The organism is Giesbergeria sinuosa (assembly GCF_042652905.1).
In the GTDB taxonomy this organism is placed as follows: Bacteria; Pseudomonadota; Gammaproteobacteria; order Burkholderiales; family Burkholderiaceae_C; genus Simplicispira; species Simplicispira sinuosa.
Genome location: NZ_JBHSHJ010000011.1, coordinates 23,504 through 47,683, shown reverse-complemented (window position 1 = coordinate 47,683; position 24,180 = coordinate 23,504). Strand labels below are relative to the sequence as shown.

22 protein-coding genes are annotated in these 24,180 nt (G+C 58.3%); 9 read left to right on the top strand and 13 right to left on the bottom strand.

What is annotated here, in order from left to right:
* Nucleotides 1-57 precede the first annotated feature (57 nt).
* Both zapE and ACFO6X_RS12685 read left to right on the top strand, forming a co-directional pair.
* Nucleotides 58-1,161: a cell division protein ZapE gene (gene zapE / locus ACFO6X_RS12690; protein ID WP_382433605.1), complete on the top strand. Its 1,104-nt coding sequence runs from the start codon at nt 58-60 to the stop codon at nt 1,159-1,161.
* A gap of 5 nt (nt 1,162-1,166) precedes the next feature.
* Nucleotides 1,167-1,799 (top strand): hypothetical protein, encoded by a 633-nt coding sequence (locus tag ACFO6X_RS12685; protein WP_382433603.1) that lies wholly within the window; start codon nt 1,167-1,169, stop codon nt 1,797-1,799.
* Nucleotides 1,800-1,820: 21 nt separating this feature from the next.
* On the opposite strand, the gene ACFO6X_RS12680 is transcribed toward ACFO6X_RS12685, so the two are convergent.
* Nucleotides 1,821-2,621 carry a PP2C family protein-serine/threonine phosphatase gene (locus ACFO6X_RS12680; RefSeq protein WP_382433601.1) on the bottom strand — a complete coding sequence of 267 codons (801 nt, stop codon included), beginning with the start codon at nt 2,619-2,621 and terminating at the stop codon, nt 1,821-1,823.
* Between the two features lie 33 nt (nt 2,622-2,654).
* Nucleotides 2,655-3,455 (bottom strand): outer membrane protein assembly factor BamD, encoded by an 801-nt coding sequence (locus ACFO6X_RS12675; protein WP_382433599.1) that lies wholly within the window; start codon nt 3,453-3,455, stop codon nt 2,655-2,657.
* A gap of 131 nt (nt 3,456-3,586) precedes the next feature.
* On the opposite strand from ACFO6X_RS12675, the gene dnaE reads away from it, so the two are divergent.
* The 3 genes from dnaE (at nt 3,587) to clpA (ending at nt 9,969) form a co-directional block, all read left to right on the top strand.
* Nucleotides 3,587-7,099, top strand: coding sequence for a DNA polymerase III subunit alpha (dnaE, locus tag ACFO6X_RS12670; RefSeq protein WP_382433597.1), 3,513 nt, complete (start codon nt 3,587-3,589; stop codon nt 7,097-7,099).
* Nucleotides 7,100-7,187: 88 nt separating this feature from the next.
* Nucleotides 7,188-7,556 carry an ATP-dependent Clp protease adapter ClpS gene (clpS, locus tag ACFO6X_RS12665; RefSeq protein ID WP_382433595.1) on the top strand — a complete coding sequence of 123 codons (369 nt, stop codon included), beginning with the start codon at nt 7,188-7,190 and terminating at the stop codon, nt 7,554-7,556.
* A gap of 55 nt (nt 7,557-7,611) precedes the next feature.
* On the top strand, nt 7,612-9,969 hold the full coding sequence (clpA, locus tag ACFO6X_RS12660; protein WP_382433593.1) for an ATP-dependent Clp protease ATP-binding subunit ClpA: 2,358 nt from the start codon (nt 7,612-7,614) through the stop codon (nt 9,967-9,969).
* Between the two features lie 60 nt (nt 9,970-10,029).
* Here clpA and ACFO6X_RS12655 read toward each other — a convergent pair whose 3' ends face one another.
* The 7 genes from ACFO6X_RS12655 to ACFO6X_RS12625 all read right to left on the bottom strand — a co-directional run bounded on the left by ACFO6X_RS12655 (nt 10,030) and on the right by ACFO6X_RS12625 (nt 18,823).
* Nucleotides 10,030-10,929, bottom strand: coding sequence for a YbgC/FadM family acyl-CoA thioesterase (locus tag ACFO6X_RS12655; RefSeq protein WP_382433591.1), 900 nt, complete (start codon nt 10,927-10,929; stop codon nt 10,030-10,032).
* A gap of 4 nt (nt 10,930-10,933) precedes the next feature.
* On the bottom strand, nt 10,934-11,857 hold the full coding sequence (locus tag ACFO6X_RS12650) for an alpha/beta hydrolase (RefSeq protein ID WP_382433749.1): 924 nt from the start codon (nt 11,855-11,857) through the stop codon (nt 10,934-10,936).
* Nucleotides 11,858-11,939: 82 nt separating this feature from the next.
* Nucleotides 11,940-13,211 carry an Hsp70 family protein gene (locus ACFO6X_RS12645; RefSeq protein WP_382433589.1) on the bottom strand — a complete coding sequence of 424 codons (1,272 nt, stop codon included), beginning with the start codon at nt 13,209-13,211 and terminating at the stop codon, nt 11,940-11,942.
* Between the two features lie 69 nt (nt 13,212-13,280).
* Nucleotides 13,281-14,180, bottom strand: coding sequence for a UTP--glucose-1-phosphate uridylyltransferase GalU (gene galU / locus ACFO6X_RS12640; protein ID WP_382433587.1), 900 nt, complete (start codon nt 14,178-14,180; stop codon nt 13,281-13,283).
* A 6-nt stretch (nt 14,181-14,186) separates the two neighbouring features.
* A complete protein-coding gene (locus tag ACFO6X_RS12635) occupies nt 14,187-17,189 on the bottom strand; it encodes a valine--tRNA ligase (protein WP_382433585.1) in 3,003 nt (1,000 codons plus the stop codon).
* Between the two features lie 110 nt (nt 17,190-17,299).
* Complete coding sequence (locus ACFO6X_RS12630) at nt 17,300-17,905, bottom strand: VOC family protein (protein ID WP_382433583.1); 606 nt, start codon at nt 17,903-17,905, stop codon at nt 17,300-17,302.
* Nucleotides 17,906-18,034: 129 nt separating this feature from the next.
* A complete protein-coding gene (locus ACFO6X_RS12625) occupies nt 18,035-18,823 on the bottom strand; it encodes an SDR family NAD(P)-dependent oxidoreductase (RefSeq protein ID WP_382433581.1) in 789 nt (262 codons plus the stop codon).
* Between the two features lie 228 nt (nt 18,824-19,051).
* Between ACFO6X_RS12625 and ACFO6X_RS12620 the strand changes: the two genes are divergently transcribed.
* From ACFO6X_RS12620 to ACFO6X_RS12610, 3 genes are all read left to right on the top strand, one after another.
* Entirely contained in the window at nt 19,052-19,363 is a 312-nt protein-coding gene (locus tag ACFO6X_RS12620; RefSeq protein WP_382433579.1) for a DUF883 domain-containing protein, read from the top strand.
* Nucleotides 19,364-19,426: 63 nt separating this feature from the next.
* Nucleotides 19,427-19,822, top strand: coding sequence for a phage holin family protein (locus ACFO6X_RS12615; protein WP_382433577.1), 396 nt, complete (start codon nt 19,427-19,429; stop codon nt 19,820-19,822).
* Between the two features lie 20 nt (nt 19,823-19,842).
* A complete protein-coding gene (locus tag ACFO6X_RS12610; RefSeq protein WP_382433575.1) occupies nt 19,843-20,142 on the top strand; it encodes a hypothetical protein in 300 nt (99 codons plus the stop codon).
* Nucleotides 20,143-20,183: 41 nt separating this feature from the next.
* On the opposite strand, the gene ACFO6X_RS12605 is transcribed toward ACFO6X_RS12610, so the two are convergent.
* Nucleotides 20,184-21,251, bottom strand: coding sequence for a quinone-dependent dihydroorotate dehydrogenase (locus ACFO6X_RS12605; RefSeq protein WP_382433573.1), 1,068 nt, complete (start codon nt 21,249-21,251; stop codon nt 20,184-20,186).
* A gap of 36 nt (nt 21,252-21,287) precedes the next feature.
* Between ACFO6X_RS12605 and rpiA the strand changes: the two genes are divergently transcribed.
* The gene (rpiA, locus tag ACFO6X_RS12600) at nt 21,288-21,977 is read left to right on the top strand and encodes a ribose-5-phosphate isomerase RpiA (RefSeq protein WP_382433571.1); all 690 of its coding nucleotides are present in this window, start codon (nt 21,288-21,290) and stop codon (nt 21,975-21,977) included.
* 14 nt (nt 21,978-21,991) lie between these two features.
* On the opposite strand, the gene ACFO6X_RS12595 is transcribed toward rpiA, so the two are convergent.
* The 3 genes from ACFO6X_RS12595 to pal are packed head-to-tail and all read right to left on the bottom strand — an operon-like array spanning nt 21,992 to nt 24,137.
* Nucleotides 21,992-22,777 carry a tRNA threonylcarbamoyladenosine dehydratase gene (locus tag ACFO6X_RS12595; protein ID WP_382433569.1) on the bottom strand — a complete coding sequence of 262 codons (786 nt, stop codon included), beginning with the start codon at nt 22,775-22,777 and terminating at the stop codon, nt 21,992-21,994.
* Nucleotides 22,777-23,586, bottom strand: coding sequence for a tol-pal system protein YbgF (ybgF, locus tag ACFO6X_RS12590; RefSeq protein ID WP_382433567.1), 810 nt, complete (start codon nt 23,584-23,586; stop codon nt 22,777-22,779). Before ybgF ends, ACFO6X_RS12595 begins: the two co-directional genes overlap by 1 nt.
* Entirely contained in the window at nt 23,586-24,137 is a 552-nt protein-coding gene (gene pal, locus ACFO6X_RS12585) for a peptidoglycan-associated lipoprotein Pal (protein ID WP_382433565.1), read from the bottom strand. Before pal ends, ybgF begins: the two co-directional genes overlap by 1 nt.
* Nucleotides 24,138-24,180 lie beyond the last annotated feature (43 nt).

Below are 24,180 nucleotides of genomic sequence, written 5' to 3'. Positions count from 1 at the left end.
CTGGCACCTGCTTGGTGGGTGCCAGAGATTTTCTTTTTTGAGAGCAAGGAGGCTGGTTTGTCTGTTTCCGTTCTTCAGGCTTATGAGGCCGAACTGGTAGCCAAGGGCTTTCAGAGTGATCCGGCCCAGCTGCGTGCCGTGCAGGCTTTAGATCGCTGTGCCCAAGCGTGGGCGGTGTATAAGTCACGCCGCTCTAATGCGCTCAAAAAACTCATCAACCGTCCAGACATTCCTCAGGGGGTTTACATGTACGGTGGCGTGGGGCGCGGCAAGAGCTTTCTGATGGATTGCTTTTTTAATGCCGTACCACTCAAACGCAAAGTGCGCCTGCATTTTCATGAGTTTATGCGCGAGGTACACCGCGAACTAGCGGTATTGCAAGGCACACAAAACCCGTTGGATGTGCTGGGAGCGCGCATAGCCAAGCGTTACAAACTTATCTGCTTTGATGAGTTCCATGTGGCCGATATTACCGACGCCATGATTTTGCACCGCCTTTTGGTGGCGCTGTTTGATAATGGCGTGGGTTTTGTTACCACTTCCAATTTTGAGCCAGACGGGTTGTATCCCAACGGGCTGCATCGTGATCGAATTTTGCCCGCCATTGCGCTGCTCAACCAGCGCATGGAAGTCATCAATGTGGACAACGGCACCGACTACCGCCGCCGCACGCTGGAAAATGCCAAGCTCTACCACTGCCCCTTGGGGGAGCAAGCCGATGCGGAGATGACGCAAACTTTCAACCAATTGGCAGAAATTCACGACGAAGACCCTGTGCTGCACATTGAGGCACGCGAGTTGCGCGCCCGACGCAAAGCGGGTGGCGTGGTGTGGTTTGATTTTCGGGAGTTGTGCGGTGGCCCACGCTCACAAAACGATTATCTGGAGCTTGCCAACCAGTTTCATACGGTGTTGCTGTCCAACGTGCCACACCTGCCTGTGAGCATGGCCTCGCCAGCACGGCGCTTTACGTGGTTGGTGGACGTGCTGTACGACCGCCGCGTCAAGTTGGTGATTTCTGCTGCCGTGCCACCAGAGCAACTCTATACCGATGGGCCGCTGGCGCACGAGTTTCCGCGCACGGTGTCTCGGCTCAATGAAATGCAGTCCAAAGAGTTCCTGGCACTAGAGCGCCGGGTGGTCGATACCGGATTGACCTGATGTGCATGCGCTCACTCTTGCATGGCTTGCGTCGCCTGAGCTTGGCGGCTTGTCTGGTGCTGCTCCCAGCCTATGGCATGGCCCAGCAAGCACCATCGATGGCCACGACCAGCCCCACTGTGGCCCCAACCACCGATGAGCGCACCACCTTGCGCCAAGAACGTGCCCAGCTTGATGCTGCGTTAAAGGCGGCTGAGGCTGCCTGTCAGCGGCGTTTTGCGGTGGAAGATTGCTTGCGGGCCGAACGGCGCAAGAGCCGCCAAGCCAAGGATACTTTGCGTACACGCCAGAACCAACTGGACTTGCTGGAGCGGCGTGAACGGGCTGAGCAACGCCTGCAAAGTATCGAAATGCGTCAGCGGGAACATGGCCCTACAGGTGAGGCACGGTTGCCCACGGCTGCACAGCGCCCTCGGGCACATCCAGAGAACCGCAGAGCCACTCCCCCCTTAGCCGTCATCCGCGCCGAGCGCCAGTCACGTCAACACGAAGCCGCACTGCGGGCCGCACAAGCGCAGCAACAGCAACGGGAAAAACAGGCTGCTGCGCAAGAACACAAGCAACGTGTACAACAAGCCCAGGCCGAGCGTGCGCAAAGGGGGCTGCCTGTAGCAGCACCGTTACCCACACCCAAATAATTGGTTTTTCAGCACACTGCTTTAAGGTGCAGGCCGCATCCCCAAACGCAAGGGCTTCTTCTCGACCTCCAACGCCTCAATCTTGACGATCACCAGCGACAGATTGTCGCCACCGCCCCGTCCACGCATCCGTGCTTTTTCAATCAAAAACTCGGTAGCTTCACGCGGCGTCAGGGACTCCACGACTGTCGCCATTTCGGTGGCTGAAAAATAGTGCCAAACACCATCGCTACAAGCCATCAGCACATCGCCGGGGCGTAACTGGTGGATGCTGTGCGTGCCTATGGGTGGATCGGCATCGGTGCCCAGGCAACCCAGCAAAATATTGGACTGAGGATGCACCTGTGCTTCATCTTCCGTCAAGTCACCACGATCGACCAAGGCCTGCACATAAGAGTGATCCATGGTGCGATGCACCATCTGACCATCACGAAAATGGTAGATACGAGAATCGCCCGCATGCACCCAATAACAATCCCCCCGAGGATTGATCAGAAAAGCGGCAATGGTGCTGTGGGGCTCTTCCTCAGAAGAAATAGCCGTGAGGCGAATCACAATATGCGCTTCTTCCACCATGGTTTTGAGCATGATGGGGCCATCGTCGTAGTCGGGAGAATAGCGTTCAAACAGCTGGCGGGCCGTCATCATCACCTGATCCGAGGCTTTGCGGCCACCACTGCGCCCGCCCATGCCATCGGCCAATACCCCCAACAAGCAACCGTTGTAACGCGGATGCGTCAGCAGAGCTACCTGATCTTGCTGGTAACTACGATCACCTTTGTGAATGCCGGTGGATGCAGTAATGCGAAATGCTTTAGACATGTCCAAACCGAAAAGAGGACAGGCCGCTGGTGCTCACCAAGGCTTCCACCATGAGGAAGAACGCTGCTGGATGCCATGCTTCAGATAGTTGCTTTGTGGGTAGCTGGCATCCAACACCCGGCGAGCATCATCGCGCAATTGCGCCATGCCCAAGGCATCATAAGACTGGATGAGGATATAGAGTGCCTCTTCTTGGGCAGGCACCCCTTGGTAATCAGACAGCGCGATCTGCGCCCGGTTGATGGCCGCAACGTAGGCACCACGCTGAAAATAATACCGCGCCACATGCACCTCGTATTGGGCCAGTGCATTGACGATATAGGTCATGCGTTGGCGGGCGTCTTGGGCATAGCGAGACTCCGGAAAACGCGTGCTCAACTCACGAAAGGCTTCAAAGGAGTCTTTGGCCGCCTTTTGGTCACGCTCCGACAAATCCTGATTGGCTACCCAAGAAAACAGGCCCAGATCGTCATTGAAATTAACGAGTCCTTTGAGGTAGAGGGCGTAATCTACGGCAGGGCTGGCCGGGTGCAGCTTCAAAAAGCGGTCTAACGTAGCCAGCGCCTGTGCTTTATCGCCCCCCTTGTATTGGGCATGGGCTTTGTCGAGCTGGGCCTGCTGGGCCAATGGAGTGCCTGCGGCACGGCCTTCCAGTTTCTCGAGCAGGGGCACGGCCTTGTCATAAGCACCGCTGCTGACTTCCTCGCGGGCCTCGGCATAAAGGCGTTCGGTACTCCAACCCGCTGTTTTGTCTTCAGTGGTGCTGGAGCAACCGGCCAGCAAGGCACTGGCGGCCAGCAGGGCGGGAAGGATCGCGAGAGACACACGCGGCATGGCAAACAGCTTTCTGGCAAGAGGAGGCATGAACTGGAGCACCACCCACCGTGGCGCACACGGCAGATCAGGGCCGGGCTGCGATTGTACCGGCGGCCAGAGACCTGCTTGGTCTTTCTACAATGGTGCCCATGTTTGTTCATTTGCGCCTGCACACCGAGTTTTCCGTCATTGACGGCACCAACCGTATCGATGAGGTGGTTCAAGCCGCCGCCGCCGATGGTCAGCCTGCGCTGGCGATCACGGATTTCAACAACCTGTTTGGGGGCGTTAAGTTCTACAAACAAGCACGGGGCAAGGGCGTTAAACCTGTCTTGGGCGCAGAGATTTTGCTCGAAGGCGAGGCTGCGGCAGACCCCTGTGCCCGCATCGTACTGCTGGTGCAGAACATGCAAGGCTATCTGAACTTATCAGAATTGCTGGCCCGTGCTTGGACACGCAATCAGATCAAATCCCAAGCAGTATGCACTTGGCAATGGTTAGAAGAACTGCACCAAGGGCTGATGGTGCTCACTGGTGCGCAAGCTGGCCCTGTAGGGCAAGCCTTGGTGCGGGGCGACAGTGTAGGGGCCATAGCCATTGCACAACGTCTGGCAACCCTGTTTCCTGAACGCTGCTACATCGAAATCCAACGCGCAGGCCGCCCCGATGAAGAAAGCCATGTAGCCGCCACTGTGCAGTTGGCTGCGCAATTGGCCTTGCCAGTGGTGGCCACCCATCCGGTGCAGTTTGCAACCGAAGACGATTACGAAGCCCATGAGGCCCGCGTGTGTATTGCCGAAGGCGAGATTCTGGGCAACCAACGCCGCGTGCGCCGTTTTACGCGCGAGCAATATTTCAAGTCGTCTGCACAGATGCAAGCACTGTTTGCCGATGTGCCCTCGGCGCTGGCCAATACGGTAGAGATTGCCCGGCGCTGCAACCTGACGTTGGTGTTGGGCAAACCGCAGTTGCCTAATTTTCCGATTCCACCGGTCAATGGACAAGTGCTGTCGGTGGATGATTATTTCCGCCATGTCTCGCACGAGGGGCTGGAACAACGTTTGCAGCATCTCTATCCCAACCCCGCAGTGCGCGAAGCGCAACGTCCACGTTATTTAGAACGACTGGAGTTTGAGCTCAACACCATCTTAAAGATGGGGTTTCCGGGCTATTTTCTGATTGTGGGCGACTTTATCCAGTGGGCCAAAACCCACGGCTGCCCAGTGGGGCCTGGCCGGGGGTCGGGGGCAGGCTCGCTGGTAGCCTACGCGCTCAAAATTACCGACCTTGACCCGCTGGAATACAAGCTGCTGTTCGAGCGTTTCTTGAATCCAGACCGGGTGTCCATGCCCGACTTTGATATTGACTTTTGCCAGTCCAACCGCGACCGGGTGATTGACTACGTGAAAGAAAAATACGGCAAAGATGCCGTGAGCCAAATTGCCACCTTTGGCACGATGGCCGCCCGCGCCGCTATCCGCGATGTGGGGCGGGTGCTAGACATGAGCTACACCTTTTGCGATGGCATCAGCAAATTGATTCCCAACAAGCCCGGCCAACACATCACTATTGCTGGGGCCATTGAAGCCGAGCCCGTGCTGGCCGAACGGTTAGCCAAAGAAGACGAGGTCAAAACCCTGTTGGCATTGGCGCAAAAGCTCGAAGGCCTCACACGCAACATTGGTATGCACGCAGGAGGGGTCTTGATTGCACCGGGCAAACTGACCGACTTTTGCCCGCTTTACCAACAGCCAGGCAGTGATTCGGCAGTCAGTCAGTACGACAAAGACGATGTAGAAGCCATCGGGTTGGTGAAATTCGACTTCTTGGGCTTGGCCACGCTCACCATTTTGGAGCTGGCACGCGAGTTCATCGTGCAGCGCCACCCTGACCAGGCCCATTTTGCCTTTGAAGATATTGCGCTCAACGACAAAGAGACCTATGCCCTGTTTTCCGACGGTCTGACCGAGGCCGTGTTCCAGTTTGAAAGCCGAGGAATGCAGGGGATGCTCAAGGAAGCCCGCCCCACCCGCCTAGAAGACCTGATCGCCCTGAACGCGTTGTACCGCCCAGGCCCAATGGACTTGATTCCGAGCTTTGTCAACCGCAAGCATGGCAAAGAGCCGGTAGAGTACCCACACCCACTGGTGGCCGAGATGCTGTCCGAAACCTACGGCATCATGGTTTACCAAGAACAGGTGATGCAGACCGCGCAAATTCTGGGCGGCTACTCGCTGGGCGGCGCAGACTTGCTGCGCCGGGCTATGGGCAAAAAGAAGGCCGAAGAGATGGCTGAGCACCGGGCCATCTTTCGAGCCGGGGCAGCCAAAAATGACATCAGCCAAGAAAAGGCCGATGAGATTTTTGACTTGATGGAGAAGTTTGCGGGCTACGGCTTCAACAAATCGCACGCTGCCGCCTACTCTTTGCTGGCTTACCATACCGGCTGGCTCAAGGTGCATTTCACGGCAGAGTTCTTTTGCGCCAACATGACCATCGAAATGGACGACACCGACAAACTCAAGGTGTTGTTGGACGACGCGCAAAAGAATTTTGGCATCTCTTTTGAGCCCCCCGATGTCAATCGAGGCGCTTACCGCTTTGAGCCGATCTCTGACACCGCTATCCGCTACGGTTTGGGTGCCGTCAAAGGCACCGGCAAAGCAGCCATTGAGGCGATCATTGCTGCCCGCGAAGGTCGGGGCGAAGGCCCACAAGGAGACCGGTCTGGCCCCTTCAGCAGCTTGTTTGACTTCTGCCTGCGCGTAGAGCGCAGCAAGATCAACAAGCGCACCGTAGACGCCCTCATCAAGGCAGGTGCCTTCGATGCCATCGAACCCAACCGTGCGGCGTTGTCGGCCTCTATTGACCGCGCGTTTGAGTTTGCCACCGCCACGTTGGCCAATGCCAACCAAAGCGGCTTGTTCGATATGGATGCCGATGCCCACGGCTCCAGCACCCAAGAGCCAGCGTTGGTCGATGTCGCCCCTTGGGGCGTGAAAGAGCGCCTGACCTACGAAAAGCCAGCATTGGGCTTTTACTTGTCTGGTCATTTGTTTGACGAAGTGGCCCCAGAAGTGCGCCGTTTTGTCCGCACCCGCATTGCCGATCTGCGTGACACCCGTGACACGCAAACCATTGCCGGTATTGTGGGCGGCTTTCGGGTCGTCAATGGTATGCGCGGCAAGCAAGGGATTTTGGTGCTGGACGACACTTCAGCCCAGATCGAGGCCTCAGCCAGCGAAGCGGTGCTCAACACCTACCGTGAGCTGCTGCAAGACGACGAGCTGGTGATTGTCTCGGGCCGCTTGCAGCCGGGACGCAACGGCTTTGAAGCCCGATTTATCGTGCAACAGGTGCATGATCTGGCCACAGCCCGCACCCGCTTTGGCCGATACCTGCATGTGGCGGTGGGCGAGAGCGTCCCCGATGTGGCCCGCTTGCTGCGTGAATACCCCTGCCGCCCAGAAAATACCCCACAGGGAGAAGTGCTAGAGCACGGCTTGCGGGTGCGTCTGGAGATTCGTTGTGCCACACCTTGGGGCCAAACCAGCGCAGAATTGCAATTGGGCGATGCTTACCGCACTTACCCCAGTGATGAAGCCTTAGCTGCTTGGGCACAACAGGCAGAACAGGGGCAAGCCACCATCGTTTACGAATAGTTGCCTAGGATGTAGCCTCTGGCCTTGAAAAACCCGGCCAATATGCTCAGATTCCCTTATTCAGCGCCAATGCGCGCGCATCGTTAGAATGAATTTCATGGCAACACACCCCCCCACCCCTGCCCGTGCGCCTGCTGTGCAGCGGCCCGCGTCGGACGACGGCGATGCCGTTGTGCTGGAGCGTGTGCCGCAAAAAACCCAACCACCGCAGATGTATCGCGTCGTCATGCTCAACGACGACTACACACCGATGGAATTTGTCATCGTGGTGTTACAAGAGTTTTTTGGCAAAGACCGCGAAATGGCCACCCAAATCATGCTCCAGATACATCTGGACGGCAAAGGGGTGTGCGGTATCTATTCACGCGACATTGCAGCCACCAAAGTGGAGCAAGTGATGGATGCGGCCCAGCAAGCAGGCCATCCCCTGCAATGTCTTAGCGAGCCGGTTGAATAAACCAGCACCGTCCCGAAATACAGTCCACTTTACCCGCAAGCACAAAGGAGTTCACATGATTGCCCAGGAACTGGAAGTCAGCTTGCACATGGCCTTTGTAGAGGCCCGCCAGCAACGCCACGAATTCATTACCGTGGAGCACCTGTTGCTCGCACTGCTCGATAACCCTAGCGCCGCTGAGGTGTTGCGGGCCTGCTCGGCCAATATGGACGATCTGCGCACCGCGCTGTCCCACTTCATTAAAGACAACACACCGCAGGTGGCAGGTACCGACGAGGTCGACACCCAGCCTACGCTGGGTTTTCAGCGCGTCATTCAGCGCGCCATCATGCACGTACAGTCCACGGGCAACGGCAAAAAAGAAGTCAACGGCGCCAATGTGCTGGTGGCCATCTTTGGTGAAAAAGACTCACATGCGGTCTACTACCTGCACCAGCAAGGCGTAACCCGGTTGGATGTGGTCAATTTCATCGCCCACGGCATCAAAAAGAGCGAACCGCCCGAGCCAGCCAAAGGTGCGGAAGGCAGCGGCAGCCCCGAAGGGGAAGACGCAGCCCCCACTGAAAAAAGCGAAAAGGCTTCGCCGCTGGAGCTGTACACGCAAAACCTCAATCAACTGGCCAAAGACGGCAAGATTGACCCACTGATTGGCCGCCATTTTGAGGTAGAGCGCACCATCCAGATCCTGTGCCGCCGCCGCAAAAACAACCCCCTGCTGGTCGGTGAGGCTGGTGTGGGCAAAACCGCCATTGCCGAGGGCTTGGCTTGGCGCATCACACAACAAGATGTGCCAGAGATTTTGGCCGAAGCCACCGTCTATTCGCTGGACATGGGTGCCTTGTTGGCAGGCACCAAGTACCGGGGAGACTTTGAGCAGCGCCTCAAAGGCGTGCTCAAGGCACTGAAAGACAAGCCGCACGCAGTGCTGTTTATTGATGAGATTCACACGCTGATCGGTGCTGGTGCCGCCTCGGGCGGCACGATGGATGCGTCTAACCTGCTCAAACCGGCGCTCAGTTCGGGGGTACTCAAGTGCATTGGAGCCACCACCTTCACTGAATACCGGGGTATTTTTGAGAAAGATGCCGCTCTGTCGCGGCGCTTCCAGAAGGTAGACGTGGTCGAACCCAGCGTGGCCGAGACAGTAGACATTCTCAAGGGACTGAAGTCGCGCTTTGAAGAGCACCACAGTGTCAAGTATGCAGCAGCAGCCCTGCAAGCGGCTGCGGAGCTGTCGGCCAAATACATCAGCGACCGCCACCTGCCCGACAAGGCCATTGATGTGATCGACGAGGCTGGGGCCGCTCAGCGCATTTTGGTCGCCAGCAAGCGCAAAAAAACCATTGGCAAGGCCGAGATTGAGGAGATTGTGGCCAAGATTGCGCGCATTCCGCCGGCCAATGTCTCCAACGACGACCGGGGTAAGCTGCAAGTGCTGGAGCGTGACCTCAAAAGCGTGGTGTTTGGTCAGGATAAGGCATTGGAGGTGCTGGCCTCCAGCGTCAAAATGGCCCGCTCGGGCTTGGGCAAGCCCGATAAACCGATTGGCTCGTTCTTGTTCAGTGGCCCCACCGGTGTGGGCAAAACCGAGGCCGCGCGCCAGCTTGCCTACATTCTGGGCATTGAGCTGATTCGCTTTGATATGTCGGAATACATGGAGCGCCATGCGGTCAGCCGCCTGATTGGTGCGCCCCCCGGCTATGTCGGTTTTGACCAAGGTGGTCTGTTGACCGAAGCCATCAGCAAAAAGCCACACTCTGTGCTGCTGCTCGATGAGATTGAAAAGGCACACCCCGACATCTTCAATGTGCTGCTGCAAGTCATGGATCACGGCTCCCTGACCGACAACAACGGGCGCAAAGCCGACTTCCGCAATGTCATCATCATCATGACCACCAATGCGGGGGCCGAAACCATGAACAAAGCCACTATCGGCTTTACCACCCAGCGCGAGGCCGGTGATGAAATGGCTGACATCAAGCGCCTGTTCACGCCAGAGTTCCGCAACCGTCTGGACGCCATCGTGAGCTTCAAGGCGCTGGATGAGCAAATCATCTTGCGGGTGGTAGACAAGTTTCTGTTGCAACTCGAAACCCAACTGGCCGAGAAGAAGGTGGAAGTCACCTTTACCGATGCCCTGCGCAAGCATCTGGCCAAGAAGGGCTTTGATCCGTTGATGGGCGCTCGCCCCATGCAGCGCCTGATCCAAGACACCATCCGCCGCGCTCTGGCCGATGAACTGCTGTTTGGCCGCCTGACCGAGGGGGGCCGTCTGACGGTGGATGTAGAACAGCACAAAGACGAGAAGGGTACAGAGACAGCAGAGGTCAAGCTCGACATCCAACCCCTTCTCAAAAAGGAGCGGACGGCCAAATCTGAACCGGCAGAGCCCGAGGAAGCTGCGGCCCGTTAAACCTTCGCGTTTGACGAAACGTCCAGGCCCGTTGTCTGCACTGTCAGACAACGGGCCTTTTTACACAATGGCCGTGATATCGCCCACACCCAAGGCGGGGCCGTGCAAGGAGCGTTCCATTGTGATGTGGGTGATACCGGCTTCTTCGTAAGGTGCCCCACGGGTGACAAAACCAGCGCGGGCATAGAAAGGGATGGCGGTGCATTGGGCATGCAGCTCAATACAAGTGTCGCCACGACTGCGGGCAGCCTCCAGCAAGGTTTGAAGTAACGTATGGCCCCAATGGGCACCACGCAGTGCCCGATGCACTGCCATGCGGCCGATGCGGCCCATGCCGTCTTGGGCAGGCAACAAGCGCCCGGTGGCAATGGCTTGCCCCAGACGGTTGTACAACACCGCATGGACGCAGTGCGTGTCGTGGGTATCGAGTTCCAACTCTGGAGCAATTCCTTGCTCTTGCACAAAAACGGCGGTACGCAAGGCCAAGGCATCATGGCCCAACTGTTGCCAGTCTCCCGTGCGCACTTCGGCCATGTGGTGGCCCGCCTCAAAGCTCTCCAACAGAGTGCGCAAACCACTGGGCACGGGGCAACTGCTGTGCGTTGTCAAGTTCACAAACACGGTGACGATTTCTGCCGAGACCAGCAACTGTTCACCCTGAAAAATACCCGCCTCCAGTTGCACAGAAGAAGTGCCCACGCGCACGCAGCGCAAAGCCACATCCAACACATCGTCTAACCGTGCCGAAGCGTGGTATTCGAGCGTGACTTTCTTCATGACCAGTTCACCCCCCAACAGCGCCATGCCAGATTCATAAGGCAGGGCCAAGGCCCGCCAGTAATCCATCATTGCGGCCTGAACATAGATCAGGTAGTGTGGGCTAGAAACAATTTTCTGGCTGTCAACCTCAGCCCAACGCACACGCAAACGGTGCAAACAACGAAAATCCGTGCGTTGCATGGCATCACTCCAGGGAAAAGGCTTGGCGCAATGCACGGGCTGCATCGGCGTGGGCGGTGCGGGCCTCGGCAATTGCACGGCCCATTTTGATAAATTCATGGGTGACGCCACGATAGATCTCCAAATCCACCGCTACCCCGGCCAACCGCAGCTTGTCGGCGTAGTCCACGCCCTCATCCACCAAGGGATCGCATTCGGCCAGTCCCATCCAAGCGGGGGCCACCCCTTCCACATCGGGGGCCAACAGCGGAGCAAAGCGCCAATCTTCACGCTCTTGCCGCGTCTGCACATAGTTGCCAAAAAACCAACTGATGGCAGGCTCCTCCAAGACCAAGCCACGCGCATAGGTAGCGTGCGATGGAGTATCTTGGTGGGCAGCACAGCCGGGGTAAAACAGCAACTGAAGGGCCAATGGCAGACCAGCATCACGCGCCAAAATAGCATTGACCGCAGCCAGTGTGCCCCCGGCACTGTCACCGCCAACGGCCAGCCGAGAAGCGTCCGCACCCAATGTGGTGGCGTGCAGCGCCAGCCATTGCAAGGCATCCCACGCATCATGGGTCGCGGTAGGAAAGCGGTGCTCGGGGGCCAGACGGTAGTCTAACGACACCACCATGCTATCGGCCAGCCGAGCCAGCTCGCGGCACAGAGTGTCGTGGGTGGCAATGCTGCCAATGGTAAAACCGCCGCCATGCAGGTACAACAGCAGTCCGGGGGCTGGGCCTGCTGCACTTGGGGCATAGAGTCGGGCAGGCAGTGCATAACCATCGCGGGCAGGAATGGTGAAATCTTCCACCCGTGCCAGGGTGGCTTTGGGCACTTCTAGCACCCCAGCCCCCGTTTCATAAGCGATGCGGGCTTGCAGGGGCGTCAGGGTGTGTAGGGGGGCACCGCCAGCACGGTGCATGCGCTGCAAAACACTGCGCATAGGTGCCGTTAAGCGGGTGTGGTGAAGATGCAGTTCAGGATGGGCAGTCACAAGTGGGGCATACAGGCAATCGAAGCCGCCATTATGCGGATGCCCTTGCCAATGGCCCGTAAGCCAACCCAGAGGCCACACCACCAAAAAGATCTCCCTCAACCAAAGGCACCCCAGGAAAGCCTTGTGCCAGCACCTGTTGAAACGCCCGCAAAGCCGACGAGCCCCCCGTGAGGTAAATGGCCCCCAGTTGGGCCGGTTGTAGTCCTGCTTGGCGCACACATTCTTGCGCACACTGCACCACACGCTGCAGCAGGGCAGAGAGATGGTGCGCCACCTGCTCTGGGGCCAACGTGGCAATCAGTGCAGCCTCTACTTCTGACAAATCCAATGTTTGTGGCTGCTCGTGGATGGAGCAGGCAATTTTGGCCTGCTCCATCGCATTCATCAGACGGTGCCCCAGTTGCTCACGCAGCACGACCATCAGGCGCTGGTGCAGGCGCTCATCACGAAAATCTTCGCGCAGGGCTTGGGCTTCACGCACTGCCTTGGGCGACGACAGCCAATGGATCATGTGCCAAGTAGCCAAGTCAAAAAACACCCGGCTGGGCACCTCGCGGCCTTTGGGGCCAATATGGCGATAACCCAGCAATGGCATGACCTGCTCTAGGTGCAGTTTGTGGTCGTAGTCAGTGCCTCCAATATGCACGCCGGTGGTTGCCAGAATGTCGGCGCTGCGATCCGTTTGGGCAATGCGCTGCGGCCCTAGGCGCACCACAGTGAAATCGGAGGTGCCACCACCAATGTCCACCACAAGCACTGTGCTTTCTTGTGCCAAGCGGCGCTCATAGTCCAGCGCGGCGGCAATAGGCTCCAACTGAAACCCCACTTCGGCAAACCCACATCGGGCCGCCGCTTGCAACAGCGATGCTTGCGCCAACTGATCTCGTTCGGGATTGTCATCTACAAAATGGACGGGGCGCCCCAACACCAGCCGCGTTGGCAACCCACCCAATTGCACACGAGCGCGCTGCACCAGCTCCAACAAAAATCGCTCGATGATGTCTTGAAAACTCACCATCTCATGGTGGATGGCGGTTTTCTCCTGTAGCAACGGGCTGCCCAACAGGCTTTTGAGCGAACGCATCAAGCGCCCTTCGGTATGCGCCAGATAGTGGGTCATGGCGTCGCGGCCAAAATGGGTGCTGTGGTTTTCGCTGTTGAAAAACAGGGCTGTGGGCAGGGTGGTAGCCTGGCCTTCCAGACAGAGCAGTCGGGCCGTGCCTTGGCCATCGGCCCAAGCCACGGCAGAGTTGGACGTGCCAAAATCGATACCCAACGTACCAGGAAGATGAGAGGTCATGCGCAGCAAAGCAAAAAAGCGGGCGATTGTGGCATGACACCACAATCGCCCGCAGCAAGTGGCGCAGGATTACAGCGCCAAACCCTTCAGGTATTCGCGGAAGGAGGTGCCCACCTGTGGATGGCGCAAGGCCAACTCTACAGTGGCTTGCAAAAAACCCTCTTTACTACCGCAGTCGTAGCGTTTGCCGGCATATTGGTAGGCATAGACGGCCTCGTGCTGCATCAGGCGGGCAATCGCATCAGTGAGCTGAATTTCGCCCCCGGCACCCTGCGTTTGTTGACGGATATGAGCAAAAATGGCAGGGGTCAAGATATAGCGCCCCGCCACCCCCATGCGCGAGGGCGCATTTGCTGGGCTGGGCTTTTCGACAATGCGCTCAATGCGCAACAGCGGTGAGGGGCCACCTGCTGGCGGCCCGGCCACAATGCCATAACGATTGACCTGCTCTAGCGGCACTTCTTGCACTGCCAACAGCGAGCGCCCCTGCTCGGCAAAGGTGTGCGCCATTTGCGCCAATACGGGCAGCCCTTCGGCGGGAGCCGTCATCAAGTCATCGGCCAGCAGCACCGCAAAAGGCTCTTGCCCCACCAGCGGTTCTGCACACAGCACGGCATGGCCCAAGCCCAGAGCACGCGGCTGGCGCACAAAGGCACAGTCCATGTCAGGGGGCTGAATGGAGCGCACCAGCGCCAGCAGCTCCTGCTTGCCCGCCTGCTCCAGTTCATTTTCCAGCTCGTAGGCGGTATCGAAATGGTCTTCGATAGCCCGTTTGCCACGCCCCGTCACAAAGATCATGTGCCGCACGCCAGCGGCATAGGCCTCTTCCACCGCGTACTGGATCAGCGGTTTGTCTACCACCGGCAGCATCTCTTTGGGTGATGCCTTGGTGGCGGGCAAAAAGCGGGTGCCCAACCCAGCCACCGGAAACACGGCTTTGCGGATGGGGGTCTGGAGGTGCAGGCTCATCGTTGTTTAACCCAAGCGGGACAGTTGCTCCTGAATACGACCCAGCGTGGCCGTAAAGTCGGCCACCCGCTTTTGCTCTTGCTCAATCACCGCTGGGGGTGCTTTGGCCACAAAAGCCTCGTTGCCAAGTTTGCCTTGGGCCTTGGCAATTTCGCCTTGCAGGCGGGCCGCTTCTTTGCCTAAACGGGCCTTTTCTGCCACGACATCAATCTCGACAAACAAGGCCAAGCGGGCTTCACCCACCACGGCCACAGGAGCCGTTTGTGCAGCGGCTTGCCAAGCGGCCTCATCGTCAAACACCTTGACCTCGCTCAGTTTAGCCAACGCTTGCAGCACGGGGGCCACGCCACGCACAAAGCTGGCATCCCCCACCACCAGCAGGGGCAGACGGGTGGCGGGCGAGACATTCATCTCGCCGCGCAGGGTGCGGCAAGTATCTACCAGCGCCTTGAGGCGGGCCATTTCGGCCACGGCAGCGGTGTCGATGGCTTCGGTGTGGGCCTCGGGGTAGTGGGCAATGCTGACCGAAGCGCCAGCCAAGCCAGCCACCGGTGCCACGGTTTGCCACAGGGCTTCGGTGATGAAGGGAATCACAGGGTGTGCCAAACGCAAGATGGCTTCGAGCGTGCGGATCAGGGTATGGCGGGTGGCGCGTTGTTGCGCTTCGTTGCCCTGCTGGATTTGCACCTTGGCGATTTCCAGATACCAGTCGCAGAACTCGTTCCAAACAAAGTCGTAAATGGTGTTGGCAACGTTGTCGAGGCGGTATTCGGCAAAGCCTTTGGCCACTTCAGCAGCCACTGTTTGCAGTTGGGCTTGAATCCAACGGTCGGCGGCGCTGCGCTCCAGCACGGCATTGGCGGTGGTGCCGCAATCGTAGCCTTCGCAGTTCATCAGCACAAAGCGGCTGGCGTTCCAGAGTTTGTTGCAGAAGTTGCGATAGCCTTCGCAGCGTTTGCTGTCAAAGTTGATGCTGCGGCCCAAGCTGGCAAGGGCCGCAAAGGTAAAGCGCAGCGCATCCGCGCCATAGGCCGGGATGCCGTCTGGAAACTCTTTTTGCGTGTCTTTGCGCACACGCGGTGCGGTTTCGGGCTTGCGCAGGCCGGTGGTGCGCTTGTCCAGCAGCGGCTCTAAGGCAATGCCGTCGATCAAGTCCACTGGGTCCAGCACATTGCCCTCGGACTTGCTCATCTTCTTGCCTTGGGCATCGCGCACCAAGCCGTGGATATACACATGCTTGAATGGCACACGCCCGGTGAAGTGCGTGGTCATCATGATCATCCGGGCTACCCAGAAGAAAATGATGTCATAGCCCGTGACCAGCACGCTGCTAGGCAGGTAGAGGTTAAAGTCGTCGTTGGCCGCTGCGGTTTGCTCCGGCCAGCCCATGGTGCTAAACGGCACCAAGGCGGAGGAATACCAAGTATCCAGCACGTCTTCGTCGCGGCGCAGGGTTTTGCCTGGCGCTTGGGCTTGGGCCTCGGCTTCGTTGCGCGCCACATACACATGGCCTTCTTCGTCGTACCAAGCTGGGATTTGATGGCCCCACCACAGTTGGCGGCTAATGCACCAGTCTTGGATGTTGTTCATCCACTGGTGGTAGGTGTTGATCCAGTTTTCGGGCACAAACTTCACGGCCCCGGAATCGACGGCTTCAATGGCTTTTTGGGCAATGCTCTTGCCGGTGGCATCGCCCTCACCCACCTTGTTCATGGCCACAAACCACTGGTCGGTGAGCATTTTTTCAATCATCTCGCCGGTGCGGGTGCAGATCGGGGCCATCAGCTTGTGCTTTTTCGAATCCACCAGTGCGCCAGTCTCTTGCAAATCAGCCACGATTTTTTTGCGCGCCACATAGCGGTCTAAGCCTTGATAAGCCACAGGCACCAAACGGGCCACGGCTTCGGCGGTAGGCAGTTGGCTCAATTCGTGCAGAAAGGCGGCATGGGCAGCGGGGGCAGCGCGTTCTTCTTCCGCTTCGCTCAGGCCGTAGCTCCAGATTTGCGTATGGATGTCGGCAATGCGCTCGGCAGACAAGGTGCGCGCTTGCAAGTCAAAAATAATCAGTGCGCTCAAGCGGTGGCGGCGGCCTACAGCGTAGTCGTTCTCGTCGTGGGCCGGTGTGACCTTGACCACGCCCGTACCAAAGTCTTTGTCCACGTAGTCATCGGCAATCACCGGAATCTCACGGCCCACCAGTGGCAGCGTGACGGTTTTGCCAATAAAGCCTTGGTAACGTTCATCGTCCGGATGCACCATCACGGCCACGTCGCCCAGCATGGTTTCGGGGCGGGTGGTGGCTACCGTGAGGCTGCCAGAGCCATCGGTGAGCGGGTAGACGATGTACCAGAGCGAGCCGTCTTTCTCTTCGTTCTCCACTTCCAAGTCCGAGACGGCCGATTGCAACTTAGGGTCCCAATTGACCAAGCGTTTGCCCCGGTAAATCAAGCCCTGTTGGTACAGACGCACAAAAGTTTCGCTGACGACCTTGGACAGTTTGTCGTCCATCGTGAAGTATTCGCGGCTCCAATCCACGCTGTCGCCCATACGGCGCATTTGGGTGGTGATGGTGTTGCCGCTTTTTTCTTTCCACTCCCAGACTTTAGAGACAAAGTTTTTGCGTGCCTCGGGCGGCGTAGCCCCCATATCATGGCGGCTGATGCCTTGCTCTTGCAGTTGGCGCTCCACCACGATTTGCGTGGCAATGCCCGCATGGTCAGTGCCCGGAATCCAAGCCGTGTTGTAGCCCTTCATACGGTGGTAGCGCGTCAGGCTGTCCATGATGGTCTGGTTAAACGCATGGCCCATGTGCAGCGTGCCAGTGACATTGGGGGGGGGCAACTGGATAGAGAAGGCCGGTTGGCTGGCATCGGCTTGGCCGCTACCACGCACACCGGCAGCACCGTAGCCGCGTGCTTCCCACTCGGGGCCCCACTGGGCTTCCAGCGCGGCGGGTTCAAACGATTTGGACAGACTGGCAAGGCCGGGTTGGGAGAGGGTGTCGCTCATCGGGAATCTCAGAAATGACAACGGCATCCACCAGGGATGCCGTCGGGTTGACAGGTGACGGAATGGAAACTGATTCTACCGGCCTGCCTTGAACTAGCGTGTGGGCTGCTTTATGCCGACTTGGGCACGAACTCTGGGCGGTCGTTGGTGTCGGGCTTGAGCAGGGTGTTGACCTTGCCTTCGGCACGTTCTTTGCGCCATTGTTCTTTGCGCGCCGTCCAGGCATTCAGGCGCTCATGGGCCACTTGGCTGTCTTTTTCCATCTGATCGGCATCGGCCACTTGGGCGGCCAGTTCCAAACGGATGCCGTTGGGATCAAAGAAATAAATGCTCTTAAAGATGTGGTGATCGGTCACACCCAACACCTCCACACCATGCGCTTCCAGTCGGGCCTTGGTGTTTTCCAACTCTTGCACCGTGTTGACACGGAAAGCAACGTGGTTAATCCACAGTGGGGTATTGGGCGAAGGCTCGGGCTTGACATCGTCGCCAATGTCAAAGAACGCGATGAACGAGCCATCTTGCAGCCGGAAAAAGAAGTGCGTGTAGGGGCAGTATTCGCCCGTGGACGGCACATAGTCACTCTGGATGATGTGGTACAGCGGCAGCCCCAGGATGTCTTCGTAGAAATGGCGGGTTTCTTCGGCATCACGCGATTTGTAGGCGTAGTGGTGCAGTTGTTGGATGGGGGCTGCGGGGGGCAAAGCGGCGTTCATCGATGTCTCCTGATGGTTGTTTTACTAAACGTAATTAGTTTACCTTAAAGAAATTTAATCTGCACACGCGGGCACAAAAAAGCCAGTCCGATGGGACTGGCTGGTGCAAAAGAAAACGACAGCGTTGTGTCAGATGATGCTCTCCACAATCCCGCCTTCAACGCGTAGCGCAGCCCCAGTGGTGGCGCTGGCTTGGGGCGAAGCCACATACACACACAAATGGGCCACTTCTTCTGGGGTGGCAAAACGGCCAATCAGGCTCGAAGGGCGGTTTTCGCGAAAGAACCGCACTTCCATCTCGGGCACCGAAATACCCTGCTCCTGTGCCAAGTTGGCAAAAAAGGCTTGCACGCCCTCAGTGCGGGTAGGGCCAGGCAAAATGGTATTGACCGTTACACCCGTGCCCGCCAAGACCTTGGCCAGTCCGCGCGACAGCCCCTGCAACGCCGACTTGCTGACCCCGTAGTGCACCATGTCTGCAGGGATGTTGATAGCCGACTCGCTAGAGATAAATTGGATGCGCCCCCAGCCATGCGCCTTCATGCCCTGAGCGTAGTGGCGTGACAAACGCAGACCACTCATCACGTTGGTCTGGAAGAAGTTTTCCCAGTCCTCATCGGTCAAGGCAAAAAAGTCTTGCGTGCCATAGATGCCCAAGTTGTTGATCAGGATGTCAACGCCAGGTACGGCAGCGACCAACGCTTGGCAACCTGTGGCCGTAGCCAAATCGGCAACAACGCCTTGGGCTTGCAACCCCTCGGCCTGCAAGGCGGCTACAGCGGCCGCCAAGCGTTGGGCATCGCGAGCACAGAGGGTGACACTGGCACCCGCCTGTGCCAACCCACGGGCAATGGCCAGACCAATACCGGCGCTGGCACCAGTGATGAGGGCGGTTTTTCCGGAAAGATCAATCTGCATACAAAACTTTGCTGAAAAGAAAAACAAAAAGGCACCGGCCCTGATGCGGGCATGGCGCTTGCATTATTTGGTCTGATGCCGGTTGCCATCAGGAAAAACCCAGAAAAACCCTCCTGACCGGTTGCGGCCACTTTGTCGGTGGCTGCACTTCGCTAAGATGGCAACAATCATCGCCATTGTGTTGTTATTGCAGGGTGGTGAGCGTCTTACCTCTCTAGAAAGGCTGATATGAACCATTCCGTCTCTGAAACCATCTCTAGCACCCAAACCGAACTGGAAAAACTGGTTGCTGATCTGCGTGGCCTGATCTCGAGCAAAGACCTCGACAACGTGCCAGAAATCAAAATCTTGCGCCAGCGTCTGGACGATGGCATGCACAACGTCCGCGACGCAGCAGTGCACGCCGCACAAGAGGCCGCCCGTCAAGCCAAAGATGCTGCCCGCGCCGCTGACCGTTATGCCCACGACGAGCCTTGGCGCGTTGCTGGCGCTGCACTGGCCGTTGGTGCTGTGGTGGGCTTTCTGCTCTCGCGCCGCTAAACCCTTGTTGGCTTTGCAAACCGTGCCCATCGCAGCCCCCCCCAGACGGAGCCAGTGCCCTCTATGAACTGGATTGCTTTACTGGGGTTGGATGCTTGGGTGGCGCGCTGGCGTGTTCTGCTGGCAGAAGGTGCCATAGCCGCCGAAGACCGTCTGTCGCTGGCACGGCTGGAATGGTTGGAACAAAGGCAACGTCTGCGCCAAGTGCTGGTGCTGGCAATTGTCGTCACCGCCATTACAGTGGTGGCATTGCTGGTGCTGTCATTGGCGGTGTTGGTGCATTTTTGGGACACCCCACAGCGCGGCTTGGTGGCGTGGGTGCTGGCAGGCCTGTGGTGCTTGGCTTGGATTGGCACTGTGGTGGCGCTGGTGTCGAGCGTCCGGCGCGCAGGCCATGCTTTTGCCCTGACACGCCAAGAGTTGCACAAAGACTGGCAGGTGGTCAAAGACCAACTCTGAATGCAATGCTGCACAACCCTATGTCTCTCTCTCCCACCACGCCCACACCAGAACAACAGCGTTTGTTGGATCGAATGCACGCTCAGCGCCAGCGTTTGGTGGCTTGGCGGGCCCAACAGCGCCAAGCCAGTAGTAGCGGTCAAGGCCATGTCGGGGCTGCCCTGCTGTCTTCTGCATTGACAGGGCGTCTGGCGTGGTTTGTACGGCAGCATCCGTTGGCCGTGGCCGCCTGCGCGGGCCTGGCCTGGGCCGCTGGCCCCCAACGGCTGGCTCGTTGGGCGGGGGTGTTGCTACCCCTGTTGCTTCGGCTGCGCGGCTAAACAGCCTAACCATCCGGGGGGCTTATGCCCCCCGGATGGTTTTAGCGCATCGCCTTGATCGCACGGGCGGCGCTGCTGGGCAGCCCCGGCCCGGCATAAATCAGCCCTGTATAAATTTGCACCACATCGGCGCCCGCGCGAATTTTGCTGACTGCATCTTCGGCGCTCATGATGCCACCCACGCCAATGATCGGAAACTGCTTGCCCAAGGCAGCACGCAGTTGTGCAATCACCCGGTTGCTGGCCTCGAGCACTGGCGCACCACTCAAGCCGCCCGTTTCTTGGGCATGAGGCAAGCCCTGCACCGCCTCACGGCGGATGGTGGTGTTGGTGGCAATCACACCATCCATGCCGTGGCGCTGCAAGGTAGCAGCAATCACCGATACCTGAGACTCGTCCAGATCCGGCGCAATCTTGACAAAGATTGGTACGCGCCGTGCCTGACCGCCGGGGCCGGGCTGGCGGGCCAATACCTCACGTCGATCGGCAATCGCCCCCAACAAGGCGTCCAAGGCCTCATCGCTTTGCAGGCTGCGCAGATTTTGCGTGTTGGGCGAGCTGATGTTGACCGTCACATAATCGGCATGGGGGTAAACGCCATCCAAGCAAGTGAGGTAGTCGCGGGTGGCCTCCTCAATAGGCGTGGTCGCGTTCTTGCCAATATTCAGCCCCAACAACATGGGATGGCGGCGCTTTTGCTGGCGAAACTTTGCTTGTTGCACATTGCGGACAAAGGCATCCAGACCATCGTTGTTAAAACCCAAGCGGTTGATGAGTGCATGGGCCTTGGGCAGGCGAAACATACGGGGCTTGGGGTTGCCGGGCTGGGGTTTGGGTGTCACAGTGCCCACCTCTACAAACCCAAAGCCCATAGCCCCCAGGGCATCAATACAGCGGGCGTTTTTGTCCAATCCGGCGGCCATACCCACCCGATTGGGAAAGGTCAGACCAGCCAACTCAATAGGATCGTTCACCGTGTCATGGCACCAAGCCCATTGCAGGGGGGTGCCTTGACCACGGGTCAGCATGTCCATCGTCAAGTCGTGGGCAGCTTCGGCATCCATGCCAAACAGGAACGGGCGGGTAAGGGCGTAGGGAATCAGGGACATGGGGATAATGAAGGGTTAATCCCTAGATTTTCTCCCATGACGACTCTCTCCTCCCCCACCCAAGACGAACTCAAAGCTCTAGTAGGCCAAGCAGCCCTGCGCTATGTCACCCCTGGCGACATTGTGGGCGTGGGCACGGGCTCTACGGTCAACAAATTTATTGACGCATTGGCCACCATCAAAGACCAAGTGCGTGCCGCCGTGTCCAGCTCGGTAGCCAGCACCGAACGGCTGCGCGCTATTGGCATTCCGGTACTAGACGCTAATGAGGTGGAGCAGTTGTCGGTGTATGTGGATGGTGCCGACGAGATCGACGGCCACGGTTACATGATCAAGGGTGGCGGTGCCGCATTGACCCGCGAAAAAATTGTTGCCGCACTGGCACAGCGTTTTGTCTGCATTGCCGATGCCTCTAAACGCGTGCCCACATTAGGGCAGTTTCCACTGCCCGTGGAAGTGATTCCGATGGCGGCCCAGCAAATTGCCCACCGCTTTGCCGCACTGGGTGGTGAGGCCACCCTGCGCCTGAAGGATGGCCAACCACTGGTGACCGACAACGGCCAGCACATTTTGGATGTGCGTGGCCTGCATATCACCGATCCATTGGGCTGGGAATCCAACATCAACCAATGGCCCGGCGTGGTCACGGTGGGCATTTTTGCCCACCAGAAAGCATCGGTCTGCCTATTGGGCACAGCCCAAGGCGTGGAAACCATCACCTACTGAACACCGCAGCCGCCCTACTGGGCCAGTTGCTCCAACACCCAACCGGCAGCACACTGACCAAAGGTAGCCGTCACGGCCACCACAGAGCCATAGCCGTGGCAGTTGAGGCTGCCATCCCCCTCGACAGCACAAGAAGCATCGGGGGGTGCCACGGCTTCTCGACTGAACACGCAGGGGACACCGATTCTTTTGCCCTCGCGGGGTGCCCCGTGCTGCTTACGCAACCGATAGCGCAACTGTGCCAGCAACGGGTCGTGGGTCGTATGGGCCAAGTCGTCAATATCCACCTTGTGGGCATGGCGCTTGCCGCCTGCCGCGCCCACACTGATAAAGCACTGACGCTGCTGCCGCGCCCAAGCAGCCATTGCTGTTTTGGCCTGAATTTGATCACAGGCATCTATGACTGCGTCCACGCCCGGTGGCAAGATGGCAGGCCAGTTGCCCGGCTCGACAAAGTCCTCAATGCAATGCACCAAGCTGTCGGGGTTGATATGGGCAATACGCTCACGCATGGCCTGCACCTTGGCTTGGCCCACCGTGCTATCCAAAGCATGAATCTGCCGGTTGAGATTGGACTCCGCTACATGGTCAAGGTCGATCAGCGTGAGCCGCCCAACGCCACTGCGTGCCAACGCCTCGGCAGCCCAAGAGCCAACCCCGCCAATGCCCACCACAGCCACATGGGCTGCACGTATCTGCGCAGCCCCAGCACGACCATAGAGCCGCTCCAGCCCACCAAAACGGCGCTGCTGGAGGGCTTGGCGCTCGGCATCGGCTTGCATCTCCGGTGCTGGCAACATCACTTCATCTGCGCCAGCCGCTCTTTGGCGGTGCTGGCGGCTTCCGATTTGGGATAGGCCACCAGCAAGTCTTCTAGCGTCTTGCGGGCACCACGGGTTTCTTTCAGCTCCATTTGGCAGTTGGCAATTGACAAGGCGGCCTCTGGAGCGCGGGCATGGTTAGGCGCTGCGGCCAGCAATGCCTTGAAGTGGGTGATGGCTTCTTTGTAGTTGCGCGTGGCGTACTGGGCATTGCCCAACCAGAAGCGAGCCGATGCCGCATAGCCACTGCGGGGGTATTGCTTCAAGAAACCGGCAAAGGCCGTTTGCGCATCGGCAAACTTGCCACTGCGAAACCCGGCCAGCGCAGCCTCAAAAGCTGTTTTCTCTGCCGGATCGGCCATGAACTCCTGACCATCGACCGATACTTTGATCGGTTCGAACTGGCGCAGGCGCTCATCCACGCCCACAGCAATATCACGCTGCTGGCGTTGCAGCTCGGCCACTTCACGCAGCAACTGCTCGTTTTGACCACGCAATTTGGCTGTCTCGGTGCGCAAAGCGTCAATCTGGTTTTGCAACTCCAGCAAACTGCGGCGCACCTGAGAGCCATCATCACCCGTGCGACGCACATCTTCTGTCGTGCGCTGATTGGCTTGCTGCAAGCTATCGACGCGCTGGCGCAGCTCCAAAATGGCCCGCCGGGCTTCATCGTCTTCAAACAAGGCCGCTTGCGCCGCAGGCAGGCAAGCGCCCGACAGCACCAACACCAAGGCGGGCAGCGAGGCCGCCGCAAAACGGCGGGGCAACGTAGTAGTAAACCTTGGCATCAGCGGTAAGAGAGTTCAGCGCGGCGGTTTTGCGCGTGGGCATCTTCGTTGTGGCCCATCGCAGCGGGCTTTTCCTTACCAAAGCTCACCGCTTCCATTTGGGTGTCGGGCACACCCAGCAGCCCCAGAGCGCGGCGCACGGCTTCGGCACGTTTTTGGCCCAAGGCAAGGTTGTATTCACGCCCACCGCGCTCGTCTGTGTGGCCTTCAATCATCACGGTACGGCCTTGACCAGACTTGATAAAGCTGGCGTGGGCATCAATCAAAGACTGGAAATCGGGCTTGATGGCATAGCTATCGTAGTCAAAATAGACCACACGGCTGATGCCAGCGGGGCCAGCTTGGTTAGCACCAGATTGAGACAGATTGACGCCAGCCACACCGCTGATGCCCGCATTGCCCGACTGTGCGCCATTGAGCGTGCCATTTTGCGTTGGGATGGCGATGGCCGATGCATCCTCCACGGGTGCTTTGCCATCCAGGTTGACACCAGAACTGCAACCGGCTACCAATATGGCAGCCGCTACCGCCAAGGAAAAACGCTTGATCATGAAAAACTCCTACAACTTGAAAAATAATAAAGAAACTACGAAA